The sequence below is a fragment of the Streptomyces sp. NPDC030222 genome, from assembly GCF_055573115.1.
This window is the reverse complement of the sequence record NZ_JBVICA010000001.1, coordinates 371,473-394,010: the sequence shown is the minus strand read 5'-3', so window position 1 is coordinate 394,010 and position 22,538 is coordinate 371,473. Positions and strand designations below refer to the sequence as shown.

At 70.9% G+C, this 22,538-nt stretch carries 22 protein-coding genes; 16 read left to right on the top strand and 6 right to left on the bottom strand.

From position 1 onward, the window contains the following. Positions 1 to 26 precede the first annotated feature (26 nt). From ACZ4Z5_RS01700 to ACZ4Z5_RS01685, 4 genes are all read left to right on the top strand, one after another. Positions 27 to 2,063, top strand: a complete 2,037-nt coding sequence (locus tag ACZ4Z5_RS01700; protein ID WP_468255033.1) for a hypothetical protein — start codon at positions 27 to 29, stop codon at positions 2,061 to 2,063. 98 nt (positions 2,064 to 2,161) lie between these two features. Then, on the top strand, positions 2,162 to 2,956 hold the full coding sequence (locus tag ACZ4Z5_RS01695; protein ID WP_468255030.1) for a hypothetical protein: 795 nt from the start codon (positions 2,162 to 2,164) through the stop codon (positions 2,954 to 2,956). A gap of 2 nt (positions 2,957 to 2,958) precedes the next feature. After that, entirely contained in the window at positions 2,959 to 4,092 is a 1,134-nt protein-coding gene (locus ACZ4Z5_RS01690; RefSeq protein ID WP_468255027.1) for a peptidase M23, read from the top strand. 90 nt (positions 4,093 to 4,182) lie between these two features. Continuing rightward, positions 4,183 to 5,184 carry a hypothetical protein gene (locus ACZ4Z5_RS01685; RefSeq protein ID WP_468255025.1) on the top strand — a complete coding sequence of 334 codons (1,002 nt, stop codon included), beginning with the start codon at positions 4,183 to 4,185 and terminating at the stop codon, positions 5,182 to 5,184. Positions 5,185 to 5,334: 150 nt separating this feature from the next. On the opposite strand, the gene ACZ4Z5_RS01680 is transcribed toward ACZ4Z5_RS01685, so the two are convergent. Next, positions 5,335 to 5,592 carry a glutaredoxin domain-containing protein gene (locus ACZ4Z5_RS01680; protein ID WP_468255023.1) on the bottom strand — a complete coding sequence of 86 codons (258 nt, stop codon included), beginning with the start codon at positions 5,590 to 5,592 and terminating at the stop codon, positions 5,335 to 5,337. A gap of 176 nt (positions 5,593 to 5,768) precedes the next feature. Between ACZ4Z5_RS01680 and ACZ4Z5_RS01675 the strand changes: the two genes are divergently transcribed. The 5 genes from ACZ4Z5_RS01675 to ACZ4Z5_RS01655 all read left to right on the top strand — a co-directional run bounded on the left by ACZ4Z5_RS01675 (position 5,769) and on the right by ACZ4Z5_RS01655 (position 9,665). Further along, positions 5,769 to 7,967 (top strand): ATP-dependent DNA helicase UvrD2, encoded by a 2,199-nt coding sequence (locus ACZ4Z5_RS01675; RefSeq protein WP_468255020.1) that lies wholly within the window; start codon positions 5,769 to 5,771, stop codon positions 7,965 to 7,967. 163 nt (positions 7,968 to 8,130) lie between these two features. Then, positions 8,131 to 8,469, top strand: a complete 339-nt coding sequence (locus tag ACZ4Z5_RS01670; protein WP_468255018.1) for a hypothetical protein — start codon at positions 8,131 to 8,133, stop codon at positions 8,467 to 8,469. Between the two features lie 174 nt (positions 8,470 to 8,643). After that, positions 8,644 to 9,012, top strand: a complete 369-nt coding sequence (locus tag ACZ4Z5_RS01665; protein ID WP_468255015.1) for a WhiB family transcriptional regulator — start codon at positions 8,644 to 8,646, stop codon at positions 9,010 to 9,012. Beyond that, positions 9,009 to 9,332, top strand: a complete 324-nt coding sequence (locus tag ACZ4Z5_RS01660; RefSeq protein ID WP_468255013.1) for a hypothetical protein — start codon at positions 9,009 to 9,011, stop codon at positions 9,330 to 9,332. Before ACZ4Z5_RS01665 ends, ACZ4Z5_RS01660 begins: the two co-directional genes overlap by 4 nt. Positions 9,333 to 9,467: 135 nt before the next feature. Then, entirely contained in the window at positions 9,468 to 9,665 is a 198-nt protein-coding gene (locus ACZ4Z5_RS01655) for a hypothetical protein (RefSeq protein WP_468255010.1), read from the top strand. Position 9,666: 1 nt separating this feature from the next. On the opposite strand, the gene ACZ4Z5_RS01650 is transcribed toward ACZ4Z5_RS01655, so the two are convergent. Together ACZ4Z5_RS01650 and ACZ4Z5_RS01645 are read right to left on the bottom strand one after the other, a co-directional pair. Continuing rightward, positions 9,667 to 11,085 carry an ABC1 kinase family protein gene (locus tag ACZ4Z5_RS01650; RefSeq protein WP_468255008.1) on the bottom strand — a complete coding sequence of 473 codons (1,419 nt, stop codon included), beginning with the start codon at positions 11,083 to 11,085 and terminating at the stop codon, positions 9,667 to 9,669. A gap of 40 nt (positions 11,086 to 11,125) precedes the next feature. Further along, positions 11,126 to 12,271, bottom strand: a complete 1,146-nt coding sequence (locus ACZ4Z5_RS01645) for a ThiF family adenylyltransferase (RefSeq protein WP_468255006.1) — start codon at positions 12,269 to 12,271, stop codon at positions 11,126 to 11,128. A 217-nt stretch (positions 12,272 to 12,488) separates the two neighbouring features. On the opposite strand from ACZ4Z5_RS01645, the gene ACZ4Z5_RS01640 reads away from it, so the two are divergent. The 4 genes from ACZ4Z5_RS01640 (at position 12,489) to ACZ4Z5_RS01625 (ending at position 16,316) form a co-directional block, all read left to right on the top strand. Further along, positions 12,489 to 13,085 carry a M48 metallopeptidase family protein gene (locus tag ACZ4Z5_RS01640; RefSeq protein WP_468255003.1) on the top strand — a complete coding sequence of 199 codons (597 nt, stop codon included), beginning with the start codon at positions 12,489 to 12,491 and terminating at the stop codon, positions 13,083 to 13,085. Between the two features lie 108 nt (positions 13,086 to 13,193). Continuing rightward, complete coding sequence (locus ACZ4Z5_RS01635) at positions 13,194 to 14,849, top strand: TerD family protein (protein WP_468255000.1); 1,656 nt, start codon at positions 13,194 to 13,196, stop codon at positions 14,847 to 14,849. 11 nt (positions 14,850 to 14,860) lie between these two features. Continuing rightward, the gene (locus tag ACZ4Z5_RS01630) at positions 14,861 to 15,541 is read left to right on the top strand and encodes an AIM24 family protein (protein ID WP_468254997.1); all 681 of its coding nucleotides are present in this window, start codon (positions 14,861 to 14,863) and stop codon (positions 15,539 to 15,541) included. Between the two features lie 19 nt (positions 15,542 to 15,560). Beyond that, positions 15,561 to 16,316, top strand: coding sequence for an AIM24 family protein (locus ACZ4Z5_RS01625; RefSeq protein WP_468254994.1), 756 nt, complete (start codon positions 15,561 to 15,563; stop codon positions 16,314 to 16,316). Positions 16,317 to 16,388: 72 nt separating this feature from the next. Here ACZ4Z5_RS01625 and ACZ4Z5_RS01620 read toward each other — a convergent pair whose 3' ends face one another. Both ACZ4Z5_RS01620 and ACZ4Z5_RS01615 read right to left on the bottom strand, forming a co-directional pair. Next, complete coding sequence (locus ACZ4Z5_RS01620) at positions 16,389 to 16,904, bottom strand: NUDIX hydrolase (RefSeq protein ID WP_468255530.1); 516 nt, start codon at positions 16,902 to 16,904, stop codon at positions 16,389 to 16,391. Between the two features lie 68 nt (positions 16,905 to 16,972). Beyond that, the gene (locus tag ACZ4Z5_RS01615; RefSeq protein ID WP_468254991.1) at positions 16,973 to 18,376 is read right to left on the bottom strand and encodes a zinc-dependent metalloprotease; all 1,404 of its coding nucleotides are present in this window, start codon (positions 18,374 to 18,376) and stop codon (positions 16,973 to 16,975) included. 190 nt (positions 18,377 to 18,566) lie between these two features. Here ACZ4Z5_RS01615 and ACZ4Z5_RS01610 point away from each other — a divergent pair, with 190 nt between their 5' ends. The 3 genes from ACZ4Z5_RS01610 (at position 18,567) to ACZ4Z5_RS01600 (ending at position 21,785) form a co-directional block, all read left to right on the top strand. Beyond that, the gene (locus ACZ4Z5_RS01610; protein ID WP_468254988.1) at positions 18,567 to 19,685 is read left to right on the top strand and encodes an SDR family oxidoreductase; all 1,119 of its coding nucleotides are present in this window, start codon (positions 18,567 to 18,569) and stop codon (positions 19,683 to 19,685) included. Between the two features lie 78 nt (positions 19,686 to 19,763). Beyond that, entirely contained in the window at positions 19,764 to 20,225 is a 462-nt protein-coding gene (locus ACZ4Z5_RS01605) for a molybdenum cofactor biosynthesis protein MoaE (protein WP_468254985.1), read from the top strand. Between the two features lie 471 nt (positions 20,226 to 20,696). Beyond that, entirely contained in the window at positions 20,697 to 21,785 is a 1,089-nt protein-coding gene (locus ACZ4Z5_RS01600) for a YlbL family protein (protein ID WP_468254982.1), read from the top strand. A 146-nt stretch (positions 21,786 to 21,931) separates the two neighbouring features. On the opposite strand, the gene ACZ4Z5_RS01595 is transcribed toward ACZ4Z5_RS01600, so the two are convergent. Beyond that, a complete protein-coding gene (locus ACZ4Z5_RS01595) occupies positions 21,932 to 22,489 on the bottom strand; it encodes a PPA1309 family protein (protein ID WP_468254979.1) in 558 nt (185 codons plus the stop codon). Positions 22,490 to 22,538: the final 49 nt, after the last annotated feature.

The window sequence follows — 22,538 nt, the reverse complement described above, 5'->3', positions numbered from 1 at the left end:
GGCAGCATCCGTTGGAGGCGACGCCGATGAGGCTCCGTAGTCTCGCCATCCCCGTCGTGGGAGCTCTGACGACCGTCATGGTCGTCGCCAACGTCGCCTACGCGGCCGAGCCCATACCGCCGGTCGGCATCGGCCAGCTGATCCCCGAAGCCACCCCGCCACCGGGCGGCGGGACCACCCTCTACGAGACGTACTCCGGCAAGCTCAGCGTCTGGACCCTCGACGAGGACCTCGACACCGGGCTCACCGAATGGGAGGGAAACGGCCTGTACTTGCAGCACCTGCTCAACCAGGTGCTGATGGGCATCATCGTGCTGATCGGCCGTGCTTGCGTGGTGATCACCCAGTGGGCCATCCAGGGAACGTCGATTCCCCAGTTGACCGAACCGATCGTCAAGGCCATCTCCGGTGCTGCGGGGACCCTGATCCCCACACTCCTGCCGGCCTGCTTGGTGATCGGTGCGCTGGTCGCCTACGGGAACCATCGCAAGGCCCAGGGTTCGCACCTGTCCCAGATCGGCTGGCTGGCCGCCGCGGCGATCTTCTCCATGTCGCTGCTCACCAGTCCCGGAGTCTGGGTGGACGGCATCAACTCGGTCCGCAACATCGGCACTGACGTGTCGTTCAGCGTGGCCAACGCCGGGATCGGGAAGCCAGGTGACTTCCCCGTCAAGCTCTCGCACGAGCCGACGTTCGACGGGGATGCCAAGAAGACCGTCATGCGCAAGGCCGGGGACGCCGTGTGGCGGACGTACGTCGCCACCCCTTGGTGCATGGCGGAGTTCGGCAATCTCAGGATCTGCGAGGAAGAGGGCGAGAACCTGCTGAACGTCGCCAAGAAGGGCGACAGCAGGACCGACTTCCTCCACAAAAACGTCCATAACGACCCCGACTCGGACGAGGGTACCTTCGTCGGCGGAGAGGCCGTCGACTGGCGCCAGGGCGAGAAACCCGCCGGCCGGATGATGGTGCTGTTGCTGGGCATCGTGGCCGTGGTGATCTATGCCGTCCTCGCGCTCATGCTGGCCTTCGCCTCCATCGCGTCACTCCTGGGCGCGTTGATGCTGCTGATATCCGGGGTGATCTTCGCCTGTCTCTGGGTCATTCCGGGCCGGCCCAGACAGTGGGGCGTCAAGTGGTTCGACGCCCTGCTGGGCATGGTGCTCCAGTCCTTCATCGCCACACTGGTGCTCGGATGCGTCATGATCATCACGGTCGTGTGCACCCAGATCGCCGGGGAGATGGGCTGGTTCCTGTCCTCGGGCCTGTCGATCACGGCGGCGATCGTGGCGTTCAAGTTCCGCCGGCTCGTCGAAACCATCATGGGGTCGATGAGCGGACTCAGCTCCGAGGCCGGCGTCGCCGGCCTCGCCACGGCGAAGGCCGGTGCGCTCGCCGGGAAGCTGGCAGGCAAGTCGGCGGTCTTGGGGGGCAAGGCGGCGATCGGTACTGCCAAGGCGCCCTACAAGGCGTACCAGGCTGCCGGCAGGGCACGCAGTGCCTATGCCAACTGGCGTAGTGGAAGAGCCGCTTCGGGATCCGACGCGCCGACAGGTACGTCCGGTGAGACCAGCAAGAGCAGCCGGTTCCGCGACAGCACCCCGCAGGGGCCGTCCACCGAGCAGGCGATGGGCCAGGGTACGGGTCCGGACCTCGCGAAGGGGCCCGGCCAGGGTTCGGGACGCGACGGCACGCAGCCCGTGGGCACCCCGGGAGGCGGCAAGTACGGCAAGGGCGCGGGTGAGAGCAGGTCCGGTGACGGTCCCGGACACCGCCGTGGACGTACGGCGCCTCCGCAGCGGCAGAAGTCCTCGCTCGACGCCATGCAGGACCGCCAGCGTGCGCGTATCGACCGTGCGGACCGACGGGGGCAGGCAGGAGGACAACCGGCGAGGCCGCGGCGCCGCCCGGCGAGCACCTCGGACTTCAACTTCCGCAGGATGCAGCCCGGTCGCCGTCCGGCAGCCGCGTCGACCCCCCGGAGCATGCCGGTGCAGCGAGGGAACAGGCCGGTTCCCCAGCAGTCGTCTCCGGGCGCACGCCGCACGGGCGGAGGCCGGTAGCCGGAAGGCGCCGGAGACCGGGGTGGGCAGGACCTGACACCTGCCCACCCCGATCGGCGCCCCGCCTCAGTCACATCACGAACCGGGAAGGTGCATCGGTGGACAACAAGCGCTGGCAACAGCCGTCCGAGCCCGAGAACTGGAGGGAACTGCTCAAGGCCCAGTACGACTACCCCGACGAAGTCGCGCCCGAGGGCGCCGGCCGCAAGACGCGCCGCAACGCCAAGAGGGAATGGCGCGCAGCCGACCGGGAGAGCCGCCGGGCCTACGTGCGCAGCGTCAGAGAGGAGGAGCCGAGGACGCCCGGCGGCATCGTCGTGCTGATCGTGGCGCTCCTGGCCCTCGGGGGGATCGCCTCCTGGCTGTTCCCGAAGTACTCCCAGAACGACGGCAAGCCTGCGGACCGGGTGGTGGCGAGCCCGACGTCCACGGCTCCGGAGGCCGACGCATCGGGTTCGGCGGAACAGCCGTCGGCCTCGGCCTCGCCCTCCGGACAGGCCGTGGACCTGACCAAACCCGACGTGGTCGCCTCCGAGTTCATCAAGGCGTACCTGACACGCGACCCCGTCAAGGACCAGGGGCCGCGGGCCTCGGTGGAGCGTGCGAAGGCGTGGATGACCGAGGAGCTCAGGGTCAACCTGATCGAGCACCCGGACCCCGCCTACAAGCGCCTCGTCATCGTGGGCGGAGTGGCCACCGTGAGCAAGGTCGACGTCGCCGAGGCCGGTGACGAACTTCCGGTGGACATCCCCGAAGTGCGGGCCTTCCGCGAGGTGCGGGCGTCCGTCGTCGTCAAGGAGTGGGAGACGAAGACAGAGGTCCGCAAGCTGCACCTCGAACTCGTCTACACCAAGGAGGGCTGGCTGGTCGCCCGGATCCTGGACCTGGTCTGACGGTGAAGGGTCAAGCAGTACTCAACACGGCGGCCGGCCTGGCCGGGCGGGCCATGGGGCTGAAGGTCGGCGTGGCCGGCTCCGTCATATTCCTGATCTTCCTCGTGCTCCTCGGCTCGTTCTCCGGCAGCGGCGACTCCTCCGCGGCTTCGGAGGACAACTGCCCGGGCAACGCCGACATCGGGGACTCCGGTCTGCCGCCCAGTCAGGACCAGATAACCAACGCCAAGATCATCGACGGTGTCGCGGTGAAGCGGAAGCTCCCGGGGCGAGCGACGCTGATCGCCCTCATGACGGCACTCCAGGAGTCCGGTCTGCGGAACATCAACTACGGGGACCGCGACTCGGTCGGCCTGTTCCAACAGCGGCCGTCGGCCGGCTGGGGGTCCGTGGAGCAGATCATGAATCCGGAGTACTCGGCCAACGCCTTCTTCGGCGGGCGGGGGGCCGGCCATCCGCGCGGCCTGGTGGACATCAAGGACTGGCAGCTCAAGCCGCTCGGTGTCGTCGCCCAGGCCGTTCAGGTGTCCGCCTTCCCCGACCTGTACGCGCCGCGGGAGGGCCAGGCACGGACCATCGCCCAGAAGGCCGGCATCGACCTCCAGCGTGCCGGGGAGTCCGGGGGTGGAACTGCCCCGGTGATCGACGGTGGCTCCTCCTGCTCCGGCTCAGGAGACGGAGGACAGCCCGGCAAGCCGGGAGAGCCCTTCCACGACGGGAAAGCCGACTGGCCTGCACAGGTGAAGAACCCCCGCTCGACCGCTGATGCCATTCGGTGGGCGAAGAACGAGGTCAACGGCGGACCCGACTGGCAGCGTCTGTGCCTGGCCTTCACGGCGCGCGCGTACGGCTGGAACTTCTCCGGCACCCCGTACGCCATCGACCACTACAAGAAGGTCATGCCCGCCTCCATGCGCCACGATGGCGACCGCAAGCCGCCACCGGGAGCACTCATGTACTGGGACACCGGTAGCCGGGCGGGGCATGTGTCGGTCTATGTGGGGGACGGCAAGATCGCCAGCAATGACATCCGACGTGCCGGCTACATCGACGTGGTCCCGGCGACCGACCCCGAGACGAAGTGGGGCGCCAAGTATCTCGGCTGGTCTCCTCCCTACTACCCCAGCGGAGGATGAGCGTGACCGGACCCGGACGCCCTACGCTCCGGTACCGTGAGTCGGCGCGTCGCCTGGGAAGGACGCGTCACCTGGGGAGGAACTGAATCCGTGCCTGTCATCGCCGACCCTTCGTCCGTGCCGCTGACTCCTGTCGTCATCATTCTTCTGGGTGCCGACGGGAGCGTCAGCGTGAACGGCGAGGTGCTGACCGCCGACGGTGATCCCCGGGTGGCGGGACTGGCCGAGGTGCGGATCAAGGCGGCGTTCCTCGGCAGGCCCGTGCGGGTCGTCGCCAAGGAGCCGGACGGGTCCGCCTGGCCGCTGATCGTGGACGTGGACGGCGCGGTCACGCCGCTGAACGAGCCGCACCCTCAGCCGGGGGTGGCCACGACGCAACAAGCCCCCGCGCCGTCTCCGGCGCAGCAGTCCCAGACACCTCAGCAGGCTCAGGTTCCGTTCCCTGCGCAGCAGCCGATCCAGGCCCAGTCGCACCAGCCGGTTCCCGGCCGGCAGCAGGCCCCCGCCGTGCAGCAGCCACCCGCGCAGCCGGTTGCGGCCCAGCAGGCGGTGGCCCTCCCCCCGCCGGCGCACGGGACGGCCGTGGCGATGCCGCCGTCGCCACCGGTCCCGGCCGACGCGGGCTGGGACGCCCCGCTGCCGCCTGAGTACGCCCCGCACTGGGAACAGGTCAGGGCCTCCGAGCAGCAGGGCGACCTGCGAGTCGCAGCGGCGCTCGTCACCGAAATCGTCGGGATGCTCACCCGGAGCCACGGATCGGAGCATCCGTTCACCCTGAATGCCCAGCTCACCGAGGCGTACTTCGCGCTGCTCGGCCGGGACCACGCCCGGGCGGCGCTGTTGTACTCGCACACGGCCCGCCGGATGGCGATCGCAGGAGCCCCGCACGAGAGCGTCCAGAAGGCGGCACGCAACGCCTACGCCAGCTGGAAGGAGGTCTGCGCGGTCGATCCGGTGGCCGCCCTGGAGATCGGCCGGCACGTGCTCGCGATGTGGCACGCGGCCGCGGGGGAGGACCGTCGGCCCATCGCCTGGACGGAACGCCGTCTGCGTGCGCTCACGGAACGGGTCGAGGGAGACGCGAAGCCCTGAGGCGGCGCGCTTCCAAGACCGAAAGAATGCATCGAAGACCGGATGCCCCTGGCGGGGGCATGGGCCCTTCCTTGCCACGGGCACATGCCCGAGCACCCGCACGGTGGCGGGGAGGGGCCCACATCCCCCTCCCCCGCACCACGCGGAGCGTCAGCTTGCGAGGGCCTGCTTCACCTGGGCCAGGCTCGGGTTCGTCATGACGATGTTCTCGCCGCCGTTCGGCGGGACCACCAGAACGGTGGGGACCGTCTGGTTGCCGCCGTTCGCCTTCTCCACGAAGGCCGCCGATGCGGGGTCCTCCTCGATGTTGATCTCGACGTACGAGATGCCTTCCCGGTCCAGCTGGCTCTTCAGCCGCCGGCAGTAGCCGCACCAGGTCGTGCTGTACATCGTCAGGGATCCCTGCATGGTGATTCCGCTCCTCTGGGGTAGGGGGTGTCCGGGTACTCGAACGTACGGGACACGTCCACCATTCCCGTCGGCCCGTCCACATCCGGCACTCGATGGTCATACCAGTACGACCGGGAGTGGTCGCCTGTGGACGACTTTCCCGCCCGGCGCTCCCGACCTGGCAGCATGGCGGGGTGACAGCAGCAACGCACTCCCCCCTCTTCCCGCAGGCCCCCGGAGCGAGCGGGTTCGAGGCCCCGCCCCGGGACGCTGACGCGGTGCTCGAGGGGCTCGACCCGGAGCAGCGCGAGGTCGCGACGGCCCTGCGCGGGCCGGTGTGCGTGCTCGCGGGCGCCGGTACGGGCAAGACCCGCGCCATCACCCACCGCATCGCCTACGGGGTCCGGGCCGGAATACTCCAGCCCGGCAGTGTGCTCGCCGTCACCTTCACCAATCGCGCGGCCGGCGAGATGCGCGGCCGGCTCCGCCAGCTCGGGGCAGGCGGCGTACAGGCGCGGACCTTCCACTCGGCCGCACTGCGCCAGCTGCAGTACTTCTGGCCGAAAGCCGTCGGGGGACCGCTGCCGCGGCTCGTCGAGCGGAAGATCCAGCTCGTCGCCGAGGCCGCCGCACGGTGCCGCATCCGGCTGGACCGCAACGAGCTGCGCGACGTGACGGCCGAGATCGAATGGTCGAAGGTCACCCAGACCGTGCCCGCCGACTACCCGGCGGCGGTCGCCGCGTCGTACCGCGAAGCCCCCCGCGACCCGGCCGAGATCTCCCAGATCTACGCCACCTACGAACTGCTGAAGCAGGACCGCTCGGTCATCGACTTCGAGGACGTGCTGCTCCTCACGGTGGGCATCCTCCAGGACCACCACCAGGTCGCCGAGCAGGTCCGGCGCCAGTACCAGCACTTCGTCGTCGACGAGTACCAGGACGTCAGCCCGCTCCAGCAGCGGCTGCTGGAACTGTGGCTGGGCGACCGCGACGACCTGTGCGTGGTCGGCGACGCCAGCCAGACGATCTACTCGTTCACCGGCGCCACGCCCGACCACCTGCTGGACTTCCGCGTCCGCCATCCCCACGCCACGGTCGTCAAGCTGGTCCGTGACTACCGCTCCACGCCACAGGTCGTCCATCTGGCGAACGGGCTGCTCGCCCAGGCCCGCGGCCGGGCCGCCGAGCACCGGCTGGCCCTGGTCTCCCAGCGCGACCCGGGCCCCGAGCCCGACTACACCGAGTACGCCGACGAGCCCGCCGAGGCCGAGGGCACCGCCCGCCGCATCCGTGCGCTGATCGACGCGGGCGTGCCGGCCGGCGAGATCGCCGTGCTTTTCCGCATCAACGCCCAGTCGGAGGTCTACGAGCAGGCCCTGGCCGACGCCGGGGTGCCGTACCAGCTGCGCGGCGCCGAGCGGTTCTTCGAGCGAGCAGAGGTCCGCGAGGCCGGTATGGCGCTGCGCGGGGCCGCCCGGGCCGGCGGCAACGACGCCCTGCTGGACGACGCCCAGGACCTGCCCTCCCAGGTGCGGGCCGTGCTCGGGGTGAAGGGCTGGACCCCGCAGCCCCCGGCCGGGTCCGGCGCGGTCAGGGACCGCTGGGAGTCCCTGGCGGCGCTCGTCCGGCTCGCCGAGGACTTCGCCCGCGCCCGCCCGGACGCCGGGCTCGGCGATCTGGTCGGGGAACTCGACGAACGCGCCGCCGCCCAGCACGCGCCGACGGTCCAGGGCGTCACCCTCGCCTCCCTCCACTCGGCCAAGGGCCTGGAATGGGACGCCGTCTTCCTCGTCGGTCTCAGCGAGGGCACCGTCCCGATCACCTACGCCCGGACGGACGAGCAGATAGAGGAGGAACGCCGCCTCCTGTATGTCGGAGTCACCCGGGCCCGGCTGCGGCTGTCCCTCTCCTGGTCGCTCTCCCGGTCGCCCGGTGGCCGTGCCTCCCGCCGCCCCAGCCGCTTCCTCGACGGTCTGCGCCCGGGATCCGGCGCCGGTGCCGCCCGCACCGCCGGGGCCGGCGGTGGAATCGAGCGGAGCCCCGCCGCCAGGCGCCACCGTGGCCCCGTGCGGTGCCGGGTGTGTGGCAAGACCCTCACCGAGGCCGGTGAGATGAAGCTGACGCGCTGTGAGACCTGCCCGTCGGACATGGACGAGGCGCTGTACGAGCGGCTCCGCGAGTGGCGCGCCGGCCAGGCGCGGCAGCTCGGACAGCCCGCGTACTGCGTCTTCACCGACAAGACGCTGACGGCGATCGCCGAGGCCGTCCCCGGCAGCGCGGGCGAACTCGCCGTCATCCCCGGCGTCGGTGCCCGCAAGCTGGACCGCTTCGGCAGCGAGGTTCTGGCCATCTGTGCAGGTGAGGAGCCTGTCGGGGGCGTGGCGGAAGACTGATACAAACTCGTCGAAAAAATAGTTTGCGCGGGCCAGGGCAAGCCCCATAGGTTCTTAACCACGGATGCGGCGGCTTCTTCGAAGCGCTGTCTTCGTGCTGTACTTATCCGAATACGTGTGACCGGTTCGCCGGTCCCAGAGACGCCGAGAGGAGGCGATTGCAGTGATCAGCATCATCAAGACCCAGAAAATGACCGATCGCTCGGTCGTCTCCGCACGTCTGCTCGGCAGCTCCGTCATCTCCACCTGCTCGGCCGTCTCTTCGCTGCGTGGCACCGGTCTGTTCGGCGGTATCCCCTCCGGCCTGACGGTTTCCACCGCGAGCCTTCCCGTCCGGGAGCGGCGCAATGAGCGACCGACCCAGGCACCGGAAGCAGCAGTAGCAGAGGCACAGGCCCAGGCCTATGCCCTTGCGGCGGCCGGTGCCGGAATGACGAAGCAGACGCACCACCACTCGATGTGGGCCTTCCGTGGGCTCGAACCCTGGAGTGATCCAGCCTGATCCAGGATCAGGCCGGCGCCTTCAGGGCCGCGGAACCCCACCCGGGATCCGCGGCCCTTCTGTTTTGCCCGAACGGGCGGAACGGAGCGAAGGGCCTCGGGACTGCAGGACCCGGTACACCAGCCGATACCCGCCCCCGACCGGGGCGGACAGACCAGACGAGGAAACACGACCGTGCAACTCGAAGCGCACGCCCCGTCCGTACCGCCTTCCCAATCGATCCCCCCGCCCGGTCTCACGGAGGACTCCACCTTGACCCCCCTCACCGCGCTCACCGCGCTCGACGACGCCATCGAGAACCTCGGCGTACCCGTCCCCTGCCGTTCCTACGACCCGGAGGTCTTCTTCGCCGAGTCGCCGGCCGACGTCGAGTACGCCAAGTCGCTCTGCCGCACCTGCCCGCTGATGGAGGCCTGCCTCGCCGGCGCCAAGGAGCGGCGTGAGCCGTGGGGTGTCTGGGGCGGCGAGCTCTTCGTCCAGGGTGTCGTCGTGGCCCGCAAGCGGCCGCGTGGCCGCCCGCGCAAGAACCCGGTCGCGGCATGAACGTCACCGGGACCATCGATCACCCTCGGACGCACGACCCCAAGAAGCAGGCCCCGATGACCTCTTCCGCCAGCGAGCCCGCAGGCTCCGCTAATTCGATCTTCACCACCACCGGCGCACCCGCCCTGCGCCAGAACAGGACCCGCGAAATGCAACTCATCCCAGAAGCCCTGGCTCGCGCGCATATGGAGCAGCGCATGCGTGAAGTCGACGCGGAACGTCAGGCCCTGCGCCTGATCGCCGCCCGACGCATGCAGCGCCGTGCCGAGCGCGTGTCCCTGCGTGCCCGGCGCGCCCTGGCCATGGCGGTCATGCACTGACCATGCCTCCACGGCCCCGGCCGTGAGCGCGCCGAACAGCGCCAGGTACTGCCACCCGCGGGGGCCGGTCCGAACGGACCGGCCCCCGCGGTGCGTTGTCCGCGCCGAACTCCGCAGCCGGGGTTATCGTCTGGTATGGACCAGCAGACTCCTCAACCCGCGCAACCGGGTGCCGAGGCCATCGTGTGCTCACGCTGCGGCAAGGTCGCCGAGAGCATGCCGCTGACCTGGACCTGCTCCGTGGAGGACGGCGCCCGGCAGTACTTCTGCGACGAGTGCGCCCGCGCCAACATCAGATCGATCGAAGGCAGACTCGACTCCTCCTGGTGGTGACTCAGGCTCCCGCGGTCTCCGCCGCGAGATCCGCCTCCGGCTCCCCGCTCCCTTCCGGTGCCACACCGTCGTCGATCCGGCCGTGTGGTCCGTCGTGCGGAGCGAACCCCGGCAGCCACGCCTCGAGTTCCTCGCGCAGTCGCACCGTCGCACCCAGCTGGCACAGCACCCCGATCGTGCTGAGCGTGACCCGGTGGATCAGCAGGTAGGCGGGCGGCAGATTCAGTTGCTTGCCCAGCTGGTGGGCGGGAGAGCGCGGATCGGCGACCCTCGCCGCCTGCCGGCGCATCCAGTCCCGCGTGAAGGTGAACCGCTCGGCCTGAGCGGGCTCGATGATCGGCAGCAGATAATCCAGCACCGTATCGGGATCGAGCCGGATGGACTCCTTGACGAACCCCTCCTCCCGCAGCATCGCGTAGACCGCCTCCGCGTCGCCCAGCAACGTCATCCGCAGCGACTCGCCGATGGTCCTCGGCAGACCGCCGGGCAGCCGGTCCACCGTGCCGAAGTCCAGGACACCGAGCCTGCGGTACTCCCCGTCGTCGTCGGGCAGCAGCCGGAAGTTGCCCGGATGCGGATCGGCGTGGAGCAGGCCCGTGCGGGCCGGACCCGAGAACAGGAAGCGTGCCAGCAACTGCCCCGCACGGTCGCGCTGCTCCTGGGTGCCGTCCGAGATCACCTCGGCGAGCGGTATCCCGTCCATCCACTCGGTCACCAGGACCTGCTCGCCCTGGTGCACCACCGCGGGCACCATGACGTCGGGATCCTCCGCGAACTCGGCCGCATGGGCCTCCTGGGCGCGCGCCTCCAGTGCGTAGTCCAGTTCCTCCGAGACCCGGTCGCGCAGCTCGGAGATGAGGGGCTTGACGTCCATGCCGGGAATCAGCGGGCCCAGCAGCCGCGCGAACCGGCTGAGCTGCGTGAGGTCCGACAGCAGGGCCTCGCCCGCCCCCGGGTACTGCACCTTGACCGCGACGGCACGCCCGTCGTGCCACACCGCCCGGTGCACCTGTCCGATCGACGCGGCCGCGGACGGCTTGTCATCGAACTCCAGGAAGAGGTCCCGCCAGTCCTCCCCGATCCGTTCGGCCAGCACACCGTGTACCGTGCGCGCGGGCAGCGGCGGAGCGGCCTCCTGAAGCTTCGTCAACGCCGCGCGATACGGCCCGGCCACCTCCTCGGGCAGCGCCGACTCGAAGACGGAGAGGGCCTGACCGAATTTCATCGCACCCCCCTTCAGCTCGCCGAGTGTCTTGAACAACTGCTCGGCGGTGCGCTGTTGGAGCTCACGCCCGACTATCTCCGCGGACATTCCTCCGATGCGCTTGCCCAGGCCCCAGGTCGCCCGGCCGGCGATGCCCAGCGGCAGGGCGGCCAGCTTGGCGGTACGGGTCACCGCTTTCCGAGGAAGATCGGACATGAGTCCCTCCAATGGCCGACAGCCGTGCCAGGTACGGCGGTTACCCCGCCATTGTGTCGTGCGGTGCCCCCGCCTCCGCGGTGCGCTCCCCCCGAGTGTCCCCTGAGGCACCACAGGGGCAGTCGGGATGAGCCCCCAGCTGCTCGGGCCGCCAGTCCGCCGCAGGCAGGGCCGCCGTCCACCGTGTGCCCGTGCTCGCCGGAAGGCAGCCGTCGAGGAAGGACAGGGCATGGGCCGCCGCCAGACCGGCGACCGCCGTGGCCAGCCCCATGTCGCAGGCCGGCACACCCGTGGCGCGCCGCGAACGCCACTGCGCCAGCAGCCGCGGCCACGCGGGGTCGCGGGCCGACCGTTCCAGGTCCGCGCAGCCCGCACACGCCGTGCCACCCGGAAGCACCATGGGACCCACCACTCCGGTGGCCTCCACAACGCCCGCATAGAGATGGGGAATGCCGGCCGCGACCCATGCCTCGGATCCCGCGGGGTCGGGCAGGTAGGCGTCGAGACCGTCCCGAGGGGCGATCACCACGAGGGACAGGCCCGGGTGAGCGCCGCCCGCTGTCTGCGCCACCTCCGTCTCCCGAGGAAGCCGCCCGGGCGCGGCCCGCCGGACGAGTTGCCGTGCGGCCACGTCCCTGCGCGCGCCCACGGACCGCGCCGGCAGCCCCGCGGGCGCCACGTCCCCGGGCTCGGTGCAGCAGCCGTCCAGCACCTCGACCCGTCCCACCCCGGCCGCGGACAGCACTCCGGCGAGTGTGGCCCCGACCCGGCCTGCTCCCCGCACCTGGACGCGCATGGTGCGCCGCGCCGCCAGCCGTCGCATCCCCGCACCGGGCTCGGGATGGATGATCGACAGGGAGGCGAGGTCCGGCCGTAACCGGTCGAGGACTGCGGCCCGTTTCCGCAGTGCGGTGGCCGCCGGGCCCCCTCCTCCGGGATCGTCGATCAGGCCCGCGTCCGCGAGCCGCTCCACCAGCCGGTCCGCGTGCCCGTCCGGCAGACCGAGGGCCGTGGCCTCCTCGCGCAGCAGCGGCAGCGTCCTGGTCCCGTCGAGGAGGTCCAGCAGACTGCCCGTCGCGAGGTCCACCGGACCGACCACCCTCGCATGGGCCGGCGTCACTCCGAATTGCACGGTCTGAAGATCGCGCCATGCGCGTGGCAGCGCGGGTTTCACCGTCGGGTGCATCTTGTTCCTTCCCCCGTTCCTTCCCCGCTCGTTCCTCGTGACTTCGCGTTCTTCGCGAGATCCGCACTCAGAATGCACGGGCTGTGCTCCGGCCGTCGCGGGTTGTCCACAGGCACCCCGTATTAATCATTCGAAATGCCTCCGGCCGACGAATGGATCATGGGAGAACCGGCCCTGGGGCGGGACTTCCACCACTCACAGCCGGTAACGTCGTCGCGTGCCCGCCGAACCACTGCACAGCTCCCGAAGCCCGCAGCGCAGCACGACGACCCCGCCGTCCCACGGCCCGGCTCCGAGTCCGGTGGAGGTGCGCAGGAGTGCCCGACGCCGCAGGACGGTGTCCGCCTACCGCGAGGGCGACCGGACGATCGTGCTGATCCCCGCCCGTATGTCCGAGGCGGAGGAGCACCGCTGGGTCGGGGTGATGCTGGACAAGCTCGCGGCGCAGGAGAGCAAGCGGTTGCTGGGCGACGGGGAGCTCATGGAACGCGCCCAGCGGCTGTCCGCCCAGTACTTCGGCGGCCGGGCGCGGCCCGGTTCGGTCCGCTGGGTGACCAACCAGAACACCCGCTGGGGGTCCTGCACCCCCGCCGAGGGCAGCATCCGTCTCTCCCACCGGTTGCAGGGCATGCCGGAGTACGTCGTCGACTACGTGCTCCTCCATGAGCTTGCGCATCTGCTCGTGCCCGGGCACGGCCCGCGGTTCTGGCGGCTGCTGGAGTCCTACCCGCGCACCGAACGGGCCCGCGGGTATCTGGAGGGCGTGATCGCGGCCGGGCGCCTTCCCCGTCTGCCGGGCGGTCGCGAAGAGTGAGGGACGGGCGAATCCGCACCGAGTCCGGACGGGCTTGGCCGTTTGTCGCCGTTTGCCGTTAGCCTGACGCGACGCATTCACCTTCGGGATGGGGGACGGTCGTTACGCATGGCCAGGGAATTCCAACGCGGCCACAAGGCCAGGATCAGTGATCTCACTGCGGGGACCGATCTGTACGTAGGTGTCCAGATCGCCGCCCCCGGGCTGACATTCGACATCAGCTGTTTCGGTCTCGACGCCGACGAGCGGCTCGCCGACGACCGCTATTTCATCTTCTTCAACCAGCCGAAGTCGCCCGAGGAGGCGATTCAGCTGCTCGGTGCGCAGGCCGGTGACACCGAGTCCTTCCGCATCACGCTGGACCGCATCCCGGCGTCCGTCCAGAAGCTCTCCTTCACCGCCACGATCGATGGCGCCGGCCAGATGTCGCAGATCGGCCCCGGCTACCTCCGTATCGTCGCCGGAGGCGAGGAGGTCGCCCGCTACTCCTTCACCGGCTCGGAGTTCTCCACCGAACGTGCCGTGATGCTCGGCGACTTCTACCTCAAGGACGTCTGGCGGTTCGCCGCCGTCGGTCAGGGCTTCGACGGTGGCCTCGAGGCGCTCCTGAAGAACTTCGGCGGCGAGGTCGCCGAGGAGCAGCCCGCCGCTGTGCCGCAGGCACCGCAGCAGGCCGCACCGGCGTTCGCCCCGCCCGCTCAGTCGTCTGCTCCGGCGCCCGCGCCCGCCCCGCAGTTCGGCGCCCCGGCGGCGCCTCCCGCACCGCAGGCCCCGCAGCAGCCGCAGCCCGCCCCGCAGTTCGGTGCCCCCGGCGTGCCCGCTCCGGCGCCCGCGCCGCAGGTGCACGCTGCGCCGACCATCGCCGCGCCCCTCGCGACGCAGGGCGGCCAGCCGGTCCCGCCGGCTCCGCCGTCCCCGTACGGACAGCCGCCCCAGGCGCCCCAGTTCGGACAGGTCCCCGGCCAGGTGCCACCCGGCGCCCCCGCCCCCTACGGGCAGCAGCCGCCGCACCAGACCCCGGCGTACGGCCAGCCGGCGCCCTACGGACAGCCCCCGGGCATGCCGCAGCCGATGCCTCACGGAGGTGTACCGCAGCAGGCCGGCCCCGGTCTCCAGACCGCGCTGCAGCCGTACAAGGAGGCACCCACCGGCCAGCGCTGGACCCCGCAGAACCAGCAGCTCATGCGGGTCGACCTGGCCATGGGCGGCAGCCCGGTGCTGGCCCGCCAGGGCAGCATGGTGATGTACCAGGGCAAGATCGACTTCAGCTACAAGGGCGCCGGCTTCGCCGGCCGCGTGGTCGGCAACGCCACCGGCCAGGAGATGCAGCTGATGCGCTGCACCGGCCGCGGCCAGGTGTTCCTCGCCGAGAACGGCGCCCATCTGCACCCCATCGAGCTCCAGGGCGACGGCATCTGCGTCTCCGCGGAGAACGTCCTCGCCTTCGACGAGTCGCTGCACTACGAGGTGCGCCGCATCGAGGGCCACGGCATCCCCGGCGGTGCCCTGTTCACCATGCAGTTCCAGGGCACCGGCACCGTCGTGGTGAAGACCCACGGCATCCCGGTCGTCCTCCCGGTCACTCCCACGACCTTCGCCGACGCCAACGCCGTGGTGGCGTGGTCCTCCGCGTCCCAGGTCATCATCTCCAGCCAGGTGCGGCTGCGCCGCAACGCGTATCCCGGACACAGCGGAGAGACCGTCAACCTCCAGTTCCGGGGCGCCCCCGGCAACTTCATCGTCGTCCAGCCCTACGAGGTCTGAGGGAGCCCGTCATGAACCAGCAGCTCGCGGGCTACGCCCCGACCCCCGTCACGGCCCGCATGGAGAACCACGGCCGCAGCATGCTCAAGGTCGCCATGGCCACCGGCCAGGACCTCTATGCACGCTCCGGCTCGATGGTCGCCTACGAGGGCTTCATCCAGTACGAGCCCAACCCGCCCGCCGTCCGCCAGGCCGCCCAGCAGTGGGTCACCGGCGAAGGCGCGCCCATCATGAAGTGCAGCGGTGACGGACTGCTCTACCTCGCCGACTACGGCGCGGACGTCGTCGTGATCAACCTCAACAACGACTCCCTCTCCGTCAACGGCACGAACCTCCTGGCTTTCGACGCCCACCTCCAGTGGGGTGTGGAGCGGGTCAAGGGCCTGGCCAAGTTCGCCGGGCAGGGCCTGTGGAACGTCCAGGTCGCGGGCACCGGATGGGTCGCGATCACCTCCCGCGGCACGCCGATCGTGGTGGACTGCGGCCGGGGCGAGGACGAGACCTACGTCGACCCCGACGCGCTCGTCGCCTGGTCCCCCAACCTCAAGGTGAAGGGCAAGCGCAGCTTCAAGGCGTCCTCGCTGATCGGGCGGGGCAGCGGAGAGGCCTTCCAGATGGCCTTCTCCGGCCAGGGCATCGTCGTCGTACAGCCGAGCGAGGACAGCACCGACCGCCTGCGGGTCCGGGGCTGAGGGGGAGCGAGAACACACCATGCAGAGCCCGCTTTTCAGCCACACCGAACAGCAGTCCCAGGACCGGTACACCGTGCAGAACCCGCAGATGCTGCGGGTCGCCCTCACCGGCCACGACGACCTCCTCGCCCGCAAGGGCTCGATGGTCGCCTACCAGGGGCTGGTCGAGTTCGACGGCGAGTACCAGTCCAGGAGCCAGCGCAACGCCCGTGCGCGCACCGGCGAGGGGCTGGACCTGATGCGCTGCTCCGGCCAGGGCACCGTCTACCTCGCCAACCTGGCGCAGTACATCCATGTCGTGGACGTGGACCCGGACGGGCTGACCGTCGACAGCTCCTACGTCCTGGCGCTCGACTCGGCGCTGCACACCGAGGTCATCGCGGTGGACAGCCAGTACGGCATCTCCGGCACCGGCAAGTACCAGCTCAACATCTCCGGGCAGGGCAAGGTCGTGCTGATGACCTCCGGCCAGCCGCTGATGCTCCAGGTCACCCCGGACAAGTACGTCAACGCCGACGCCGACGCGATCGTCGCGTGGTCCACCTCGCTGAGGGTGCAGATGCAGGCCCAGACGCACTCCACCGGAGTGTGGCGTCGCCGGGGCAACACCGGCGAGGGCTGGGAGCTCAGCTTCCTCGGCCAGGGATACGCCCTGGTCCAGCCCAGCGAGGTGTTGCCCCCGCAGAACGCCCAGATCGGGCAGGGCGTGGCCGCCCAGTTCGGCATGGGCCAGCACGGCGCGCACGCCCAGAACCAGAACAACGCCTGGAACTGAACCGCGGCCACACGACCGGGGGCGGCCGTCTCGGCGGCCGCCCCCGGTCTGGCCCGTTTCCTGCGCTCCGGGTCAGAGCGCGGCGCGCGTCCCCTCCAGCAGCCGCACCACGGAGGCGTCCGCCACACAGGCCACCTCGTCGTAGCCGAACCAGCGAAGGTCCAGCGACTCGTCACTGATCGCCTCGACCGCGTCGGCCGGGGCCAGTGCCGCGTACTGCACGTCCAGATGCCACGCGCAGGGCGTCTCGTGCCGGTCGAGGCGCACCGGACCGACCGGCAGCAGGGTCAGTCCCGCGATACCGGACTCCTCGGTTCCCTCGCGCAGCGCCGCGTCCGCGAGCGAACGGTCGCCCGGCTCGCAGTGTCCGCCCATCTGCAGCCACATCTTCATCTTCTTGTGCAGGGTGAGCAGCACCCGCTCCCGGGGCGGATCGATCACCAGGGCACTCGCGGTGATGTGCCCGGTCCTGCAGGCCTTCCACATCCCGTCCGGGTGGGCCGCCAGATGCTCCAGATAGGTCTGGCGGAGCTGCTCCTGGCGCTCGTACTCCTTCAGCACGCGGACCGCGTCGTCGTACAGGGTCATGCCGTCATGGCGGTTCGCGTCGTCGTACAGGGTCATGCCGTCATGGCGGACCGCGTCGTCGTACGGGGTCACTTGTCGCCTTCGCCCTTGTCGTCCCGGCCCTCGGCCGCATCGCCCAGCATCTTGTCCAGCTCGGAGAAGTCCAGCTGCTCGTGGTGCACGAAGCCGTCCGGGTCGTCCAGGTCGGAGGCGGTCGGCAGCATGTCCGGGTGCTCCCAGAGTCCGTCCCGGCCGTCCACGCCCCGCGCGTCCGTGAGGGACGCCCACAGCCGGGACGCGTCCCGCAGCCGCCGCGGGCGCAGCTCCAGTCCGATGAGCGTGGCGAAGGTCTGCTCCGCCGGACCACCGGTCGCGCGACGCCGACGCAGCGTCTCGCGCAGAGCGTCGGCCGAGGTCAGACGCGGCTTCGCCGCCTCGTGGACCACCGCGTCGACCCAGCCCTCGACGAGCGCGAGGGCGGTCTCCAGACGTGCCAGCGCGGCCTTCTGCTCGGGTGTGTCCTCGGGCTGGAACATCCCCTGCTGAAGGGCCTCCTGCAGCTGCTCGGGGTTCGAGACGTCCAGTCGGCCGACGACGTCCTCCAGCTTGGAGGTGTCGACCTTGATGCCCCGCGCATACCCCTCCACCGCGCCGAAGAGGTGCGAGCGCAGCCACGGGACGTGCGCGAAGAGCCGCTGGTGGGCCGCCTCCCGCAACGCCAGGTAGAGCCGCACCTCCTCCTTGGGCACCCCGAGGTCCCGGCCGAACGCCTCGACGTTCAGCGGCAGCAGCGCCGCCTTGCCCGCCGGACCGAGCGGCAGACCGATGTCGCTGGAGCCGACGACCTCGCCCGCGAGAACCCCCACGGCGTGGCCGATCTGCTGGCCGAACATGGCTCCGCCCATGGACCGCATCATCCCGAGCAGTGGGCCGGCCATGGCCTGCATCTCCTCGGGCAGCACGCTGCCCATCGCGGCCCCGACCCGCTCGGCGACCGGGTCTACGAGCTCCTTCCACACCGGCAGGGTGGCCTCCACCCACTCGGCGCGGCTCCATGCCACGGCGGAACCGGCACCGGAGGGCAGCGACGTGGCGCCGTCCAGCCACAGGTCGGCGAGCCGCATGGCCTCCTCGACGCCGGCCCGCTCCGCCGGGCCCACACTGGCGTCCTTGGTGCCGTCTGCGGTGCCCTGGGCGACGGTCTGGCGGGCGATCTGCTTGGCCATGTCCCAGTTCACCGGGCCGCCCTCATAGCTCAGCATCTGGCCGAGCTGCTGGAAGGCCGCGCCCAGGTCACCCGGGTTCATGGAGCCGAAGATCGCGGCGAACGGATTGTCGGCACCGCCCATTCCGCCACCCGGCAGCCCGAAACCGAAGGGGTTCCCCGGGCCACTGCCGCCCTGCCCCCCTCCGGCGGGGTCCTTCTTCTTGCCCTCGTCGCCGCTCTCCGGCTCCTCCGGCGGAAGGCCGAATCCGAATGGGGTGTCACTCACGGGTTTCCTCGGCTCGTAGGGCCGCCGGCTCCGGCCGACGGCGAATGCGCGACATCACCACCCAGCGTAGACATCCGGGCCGCACTGGGGCTCGGTGCTCCGTCGACCCGCGGCCTGCGGCAGGATGGACGCCACCTGGTCCGTACGCGTCATTCCCGTACGTACTGAAGACAACCTCTGGAGACGCCCGGTGAGTTCCCCAGACCCACAGGTTCGCGCAACGCGAAACCTGGTAGCCCCGGCCGCGGGCCGCGGCCCCGTCGTCGCGGTCACCGGCGCCGCGACCGGTGTCGGTGCCCTGCTGACCCGACGCCTCGCGGCGTCGGACGAGATCAAGCAGGTCATCGCCATCGACGAGCGCCGCGGCGACGTGCCCGAGGCGCACTGGCACATCCTCGACGTCCGCGACCCCGCCATCGCGGAACGGCTGCGCGGCGCGGACGTGGTGGTCCACCTCGCGCTAGACCTGGACTTGGAGACCGACCCCGCGGCCCGCACCGCGTACAACGTGCGCGGCACCCAGACGGTCCTGACCGCGGCGGCCGCCGCCGGCGTGCCGCGGGTCGTGCTGTGCACATCGGCCATGGTCTACGGGGCACTGCCCGACAACGAGGTCCCGCTGTCCGAGGACGCGGAGCTGCGGGCGACCGCCGAGGCCACCGGCGTGGGGGACCTGCTGGAGATCGAACGGCTGGCCCGCCGTGCGCCCCGGGCCCATCCGGGACTGAACGTCACCGTGGTGCGCCCCGCCGTCCTCGTCGGCGGCACCGACACCGCCCTGACCCGCTACTTCGAGTCGCCCCGGCTCCTCGTGGTCGCGGGCTCCCGTCCCACCTGGCAGTTCTGCCACGTCGAGGACCTGTGCAGCGCCCTGGAGTACGCGGCGCTGGAGCGGGTCGACGGCGAGTTCGCGGTCGGCTGCGACGGCTGGCTGGAGCAGGACGAGGTCGAGGAGCTCAGCGGCATCCGCCGCATGGAGCTGCCGTCAGCCGTGGCGCTGGGCGCCGCCGCCCGGCTGCACCGCATCGGTCTGACCCCGTCACCGGCCGGGGACCTGGCGTACACCATGCACCCCTGGGTGGTGAGCGTCGGCCGGCTGCACGACGCGGGCTGGCGGCCGCAGTGGACCAACGAGGAGGTGCTCGCCGCGCTGCTGGAGGAGGTGCAGGGCCGGCACACAGTCGCGGGCCGTCGGCTCGGCCGCAAGGACGCCACCGTCGCGGGCGCCGCGGGTGCCGCGGGCGCGACCGTCGCCCTGCTCGGCACGGCGGCCCTGGTGCGCAGGGCCCGAAGGCGCCGCGGACTGTAGGACCCTCCTACGGAGGGTCGGGCCGCACGGCGGAAACGGCTATTTCATGATCTCGGTGCGGTGCGGCACGATGGCGGCATGGCACACACCCACGACCACCCCGGCGAGCAGGCGGCACCCGACCCGATCCGGTTGCTCGACATCCGCGAGACCCCCCTCTCCCTCGACGAGGTCTTCCGGGCGGTGGGTGACGACGCGGCGGGCGGCACCGCGCTCTTCGTCGGCACGGTGCGCAACCACGACGGGGGCGCGGACGTCGACTCGCTGGGCTACTCGTGCCACCCCACGGCCGTGGCCGAGATGCGACGGGTCGCCGAGAAGGTCGTGGCGGACCATCCGGTCCGTGCTCTGGCCGCCGTCCACCGTGTCGGCGACCTCGCGGTCGGCGATCTGGCGGTGGTGGTCGCCGTCTCCTGTCCGCACCGGGCAGAGGCGTTCGCGGCCTGCCGGAAGCTCATCGACGACCTCAAGCACGAGGTCCCCATCTGGAAGCACCAGCAGTTCTCCGACGGCACGGAGGAGTGGGTCGGTGCGTGCTGACGTGCCGGGCGGAGCCGCCGCTCCGGCCCGATGAGACCGTCGAGGTGGTCGGCCGGCCGCGGACTGGCGCATTCGGCGGAGTTCCGGCACCCCGATTTGCGTAACCGCGCCCCTGCCCCGAGCGTTGAAGCGGCAGATGGTTAATCTGCTCATCGGTCGGTTGCGGTCGCTCATGGGGTCGGGAGGTCGGGATGGCATCACTTGCCTGGTTGCTGATTCCGCTTTTCGCTGTCGTCGGTGCAGCGATATGGGGAAGCTGGGCATCGCGGGACCGGACCGCCGGGGATGTCGCGGAGCTCGCGGGGTACGCCCGGTTCCGTGACGCGATGGAGAAGTCGCACTCCGCTTCCGACTCGGTCTGAGACGTCCGGCGCCGTGCCGAAGCGGTCGCGGTCGTACACAGGCGCGCACCGGCCCCGTGCGGACCGGCCCCGGGAGTGGACTCACAGGCGTTTCCCGTACTGTCGTTCCATGCCACGCCGCACGGCGACGATGCTCGCCTCGACCCTCGTCCTGATCGCGCTGCTCTGCGCGGGAGTACTCATCACGCCGCCGTACTCAGAGATGACGCCGGGGCCGACGGTGAACACGCTGGGCAAGTCGGGTGGCGAGCCGGTACTGCAGATCTCCGGCCGCAGGACGTACCCGACGACGGGGCATCTCAACATGACGACCGTACGGGTCACCGGTGCGGAGTACCGGATGAACCTCGTCGAGATGATCCACGGCTGGCTGGCGCACGACAACGTGGTCGTTCCACACGACACCCTCTACCCGGACGGCAAGACCGAGGAGCAGTCGACGCAGGAGAACGCCGAGGAGTTCAGCCAGTCCCAGGAGAGTGCCAAGGTCGCCGCGCTCACGGAGCTCGGCATTCCCGTGAAGACCCGGGTCGTGGTCGGCAGCGTCGTCAAGGACAGCCCCGCCCAGGGCCGGCTGCACGCCGGTGACGTGATCCAGGCCGTGGACGGCAAGCCCATCGGGGCCAAGGGCGAGGTCGCCGAGCTGGTCACCAAGCGCAAGCCCGGCCAGGACGTCGTCTTCACCGTCATTCCGGCCAAGGAGGCGGCGGCCGCCGAGAAGGCGTCCCGCGAGCCCACGGGCAGTGAGAAGGTCACGATCAGGACGGCCGAGGCGCCGGAGGACGGCCGGGCGATCGTCGGTATCCAGGCCGGAACGGACCACACCTTCCCGTTCACCATCGACATCAAGCTCGCCGACGTCGGCGGCCCCAGTGCCGGCCTGATGTTCTCCCTGGGCATCGTCGACAAGCTCACCCCCGGCGATCTGACCGGCGGTAAGTTCGTGGCCGGCACCGGGACCATCGACGAGCGGGGCACCGTCGGACCGATCGGCGGGATCGGGATGAAGCTCGTCGGCGCCCGGGACGCCGGGGCCGAGTACTTCCTCACGCCCGCCGACAACTGCGCCGCGGCCGCCGCGGACACTCCGGACGGGCTCACCCTGGTCAAGGTAAAGACGATCAAGGACGCGACCTCGGCCCTGGAGAAGATCCGCACGGGTGACAAGGCCCACCTGCCGAGCTGTGCCGCGAGCTGATCGCCGGGCGGGCCGGGCCCGGCCCGCCCGGCGATCAGCCCGGGGCCCGAGGGCCGCGTCGGGTGGGACCGGCGACAGCGCCGACCGCCCCCGGCGACTGCCGTGGGCCCGTCCTCGGAGGTCGCGCGAGTCCTCGAAGGGCCGCGCTACTCCTCGAAGGTCGCGGCGAGCGCTTCCGCCAGGCCGGGCACCAGGTCGGACCCGGTGAGCACCTCGGTCGCCGAGTCCTTCTCGCGGAGCCGCACCGCGGACTCGCGGGCCCCGTCGCGCAGGACGGCCACCGTCATCCGGACCTCCCGGCGCTCCGGGTGCGCCGCGACCCACCGGGCCAGAGCGGCCTCGTCCATACCGTCGGGGACGGACGCCTCCGCGGACGGCGGCAGCATCAGCCGCTCCACGGTCAGTGCACAGCCGGCCACCGCGTCGGGCCAGGCGATCGTGCCGAGGAACTCGTCCAGGGGCGTGCCGGCCGGGACCTCGTCCTGCTCGACCGGGGTGAGCGGCGCGGCCTCCTCGCCGTCGTCGAGACCGAGCTGGGCCGCGAGGGCGGGTTCCTGGGTGCGCAGCTGCGCGGTGTCGACGAGAGCGAAGAGACGGGCCGGCTGGTCCCAGCCGAGCCCGGAGGCGTACTCGTCGATCTCGAGCACCGCACGGGTGAGCGGGCTGGCGGCCATGGGCGGCCCGGAGGGGGAAACATTGGACATGCTCAATATCCTGCCTGGTTCGGACCCGGAATCGGGAACTGGGTAAAGC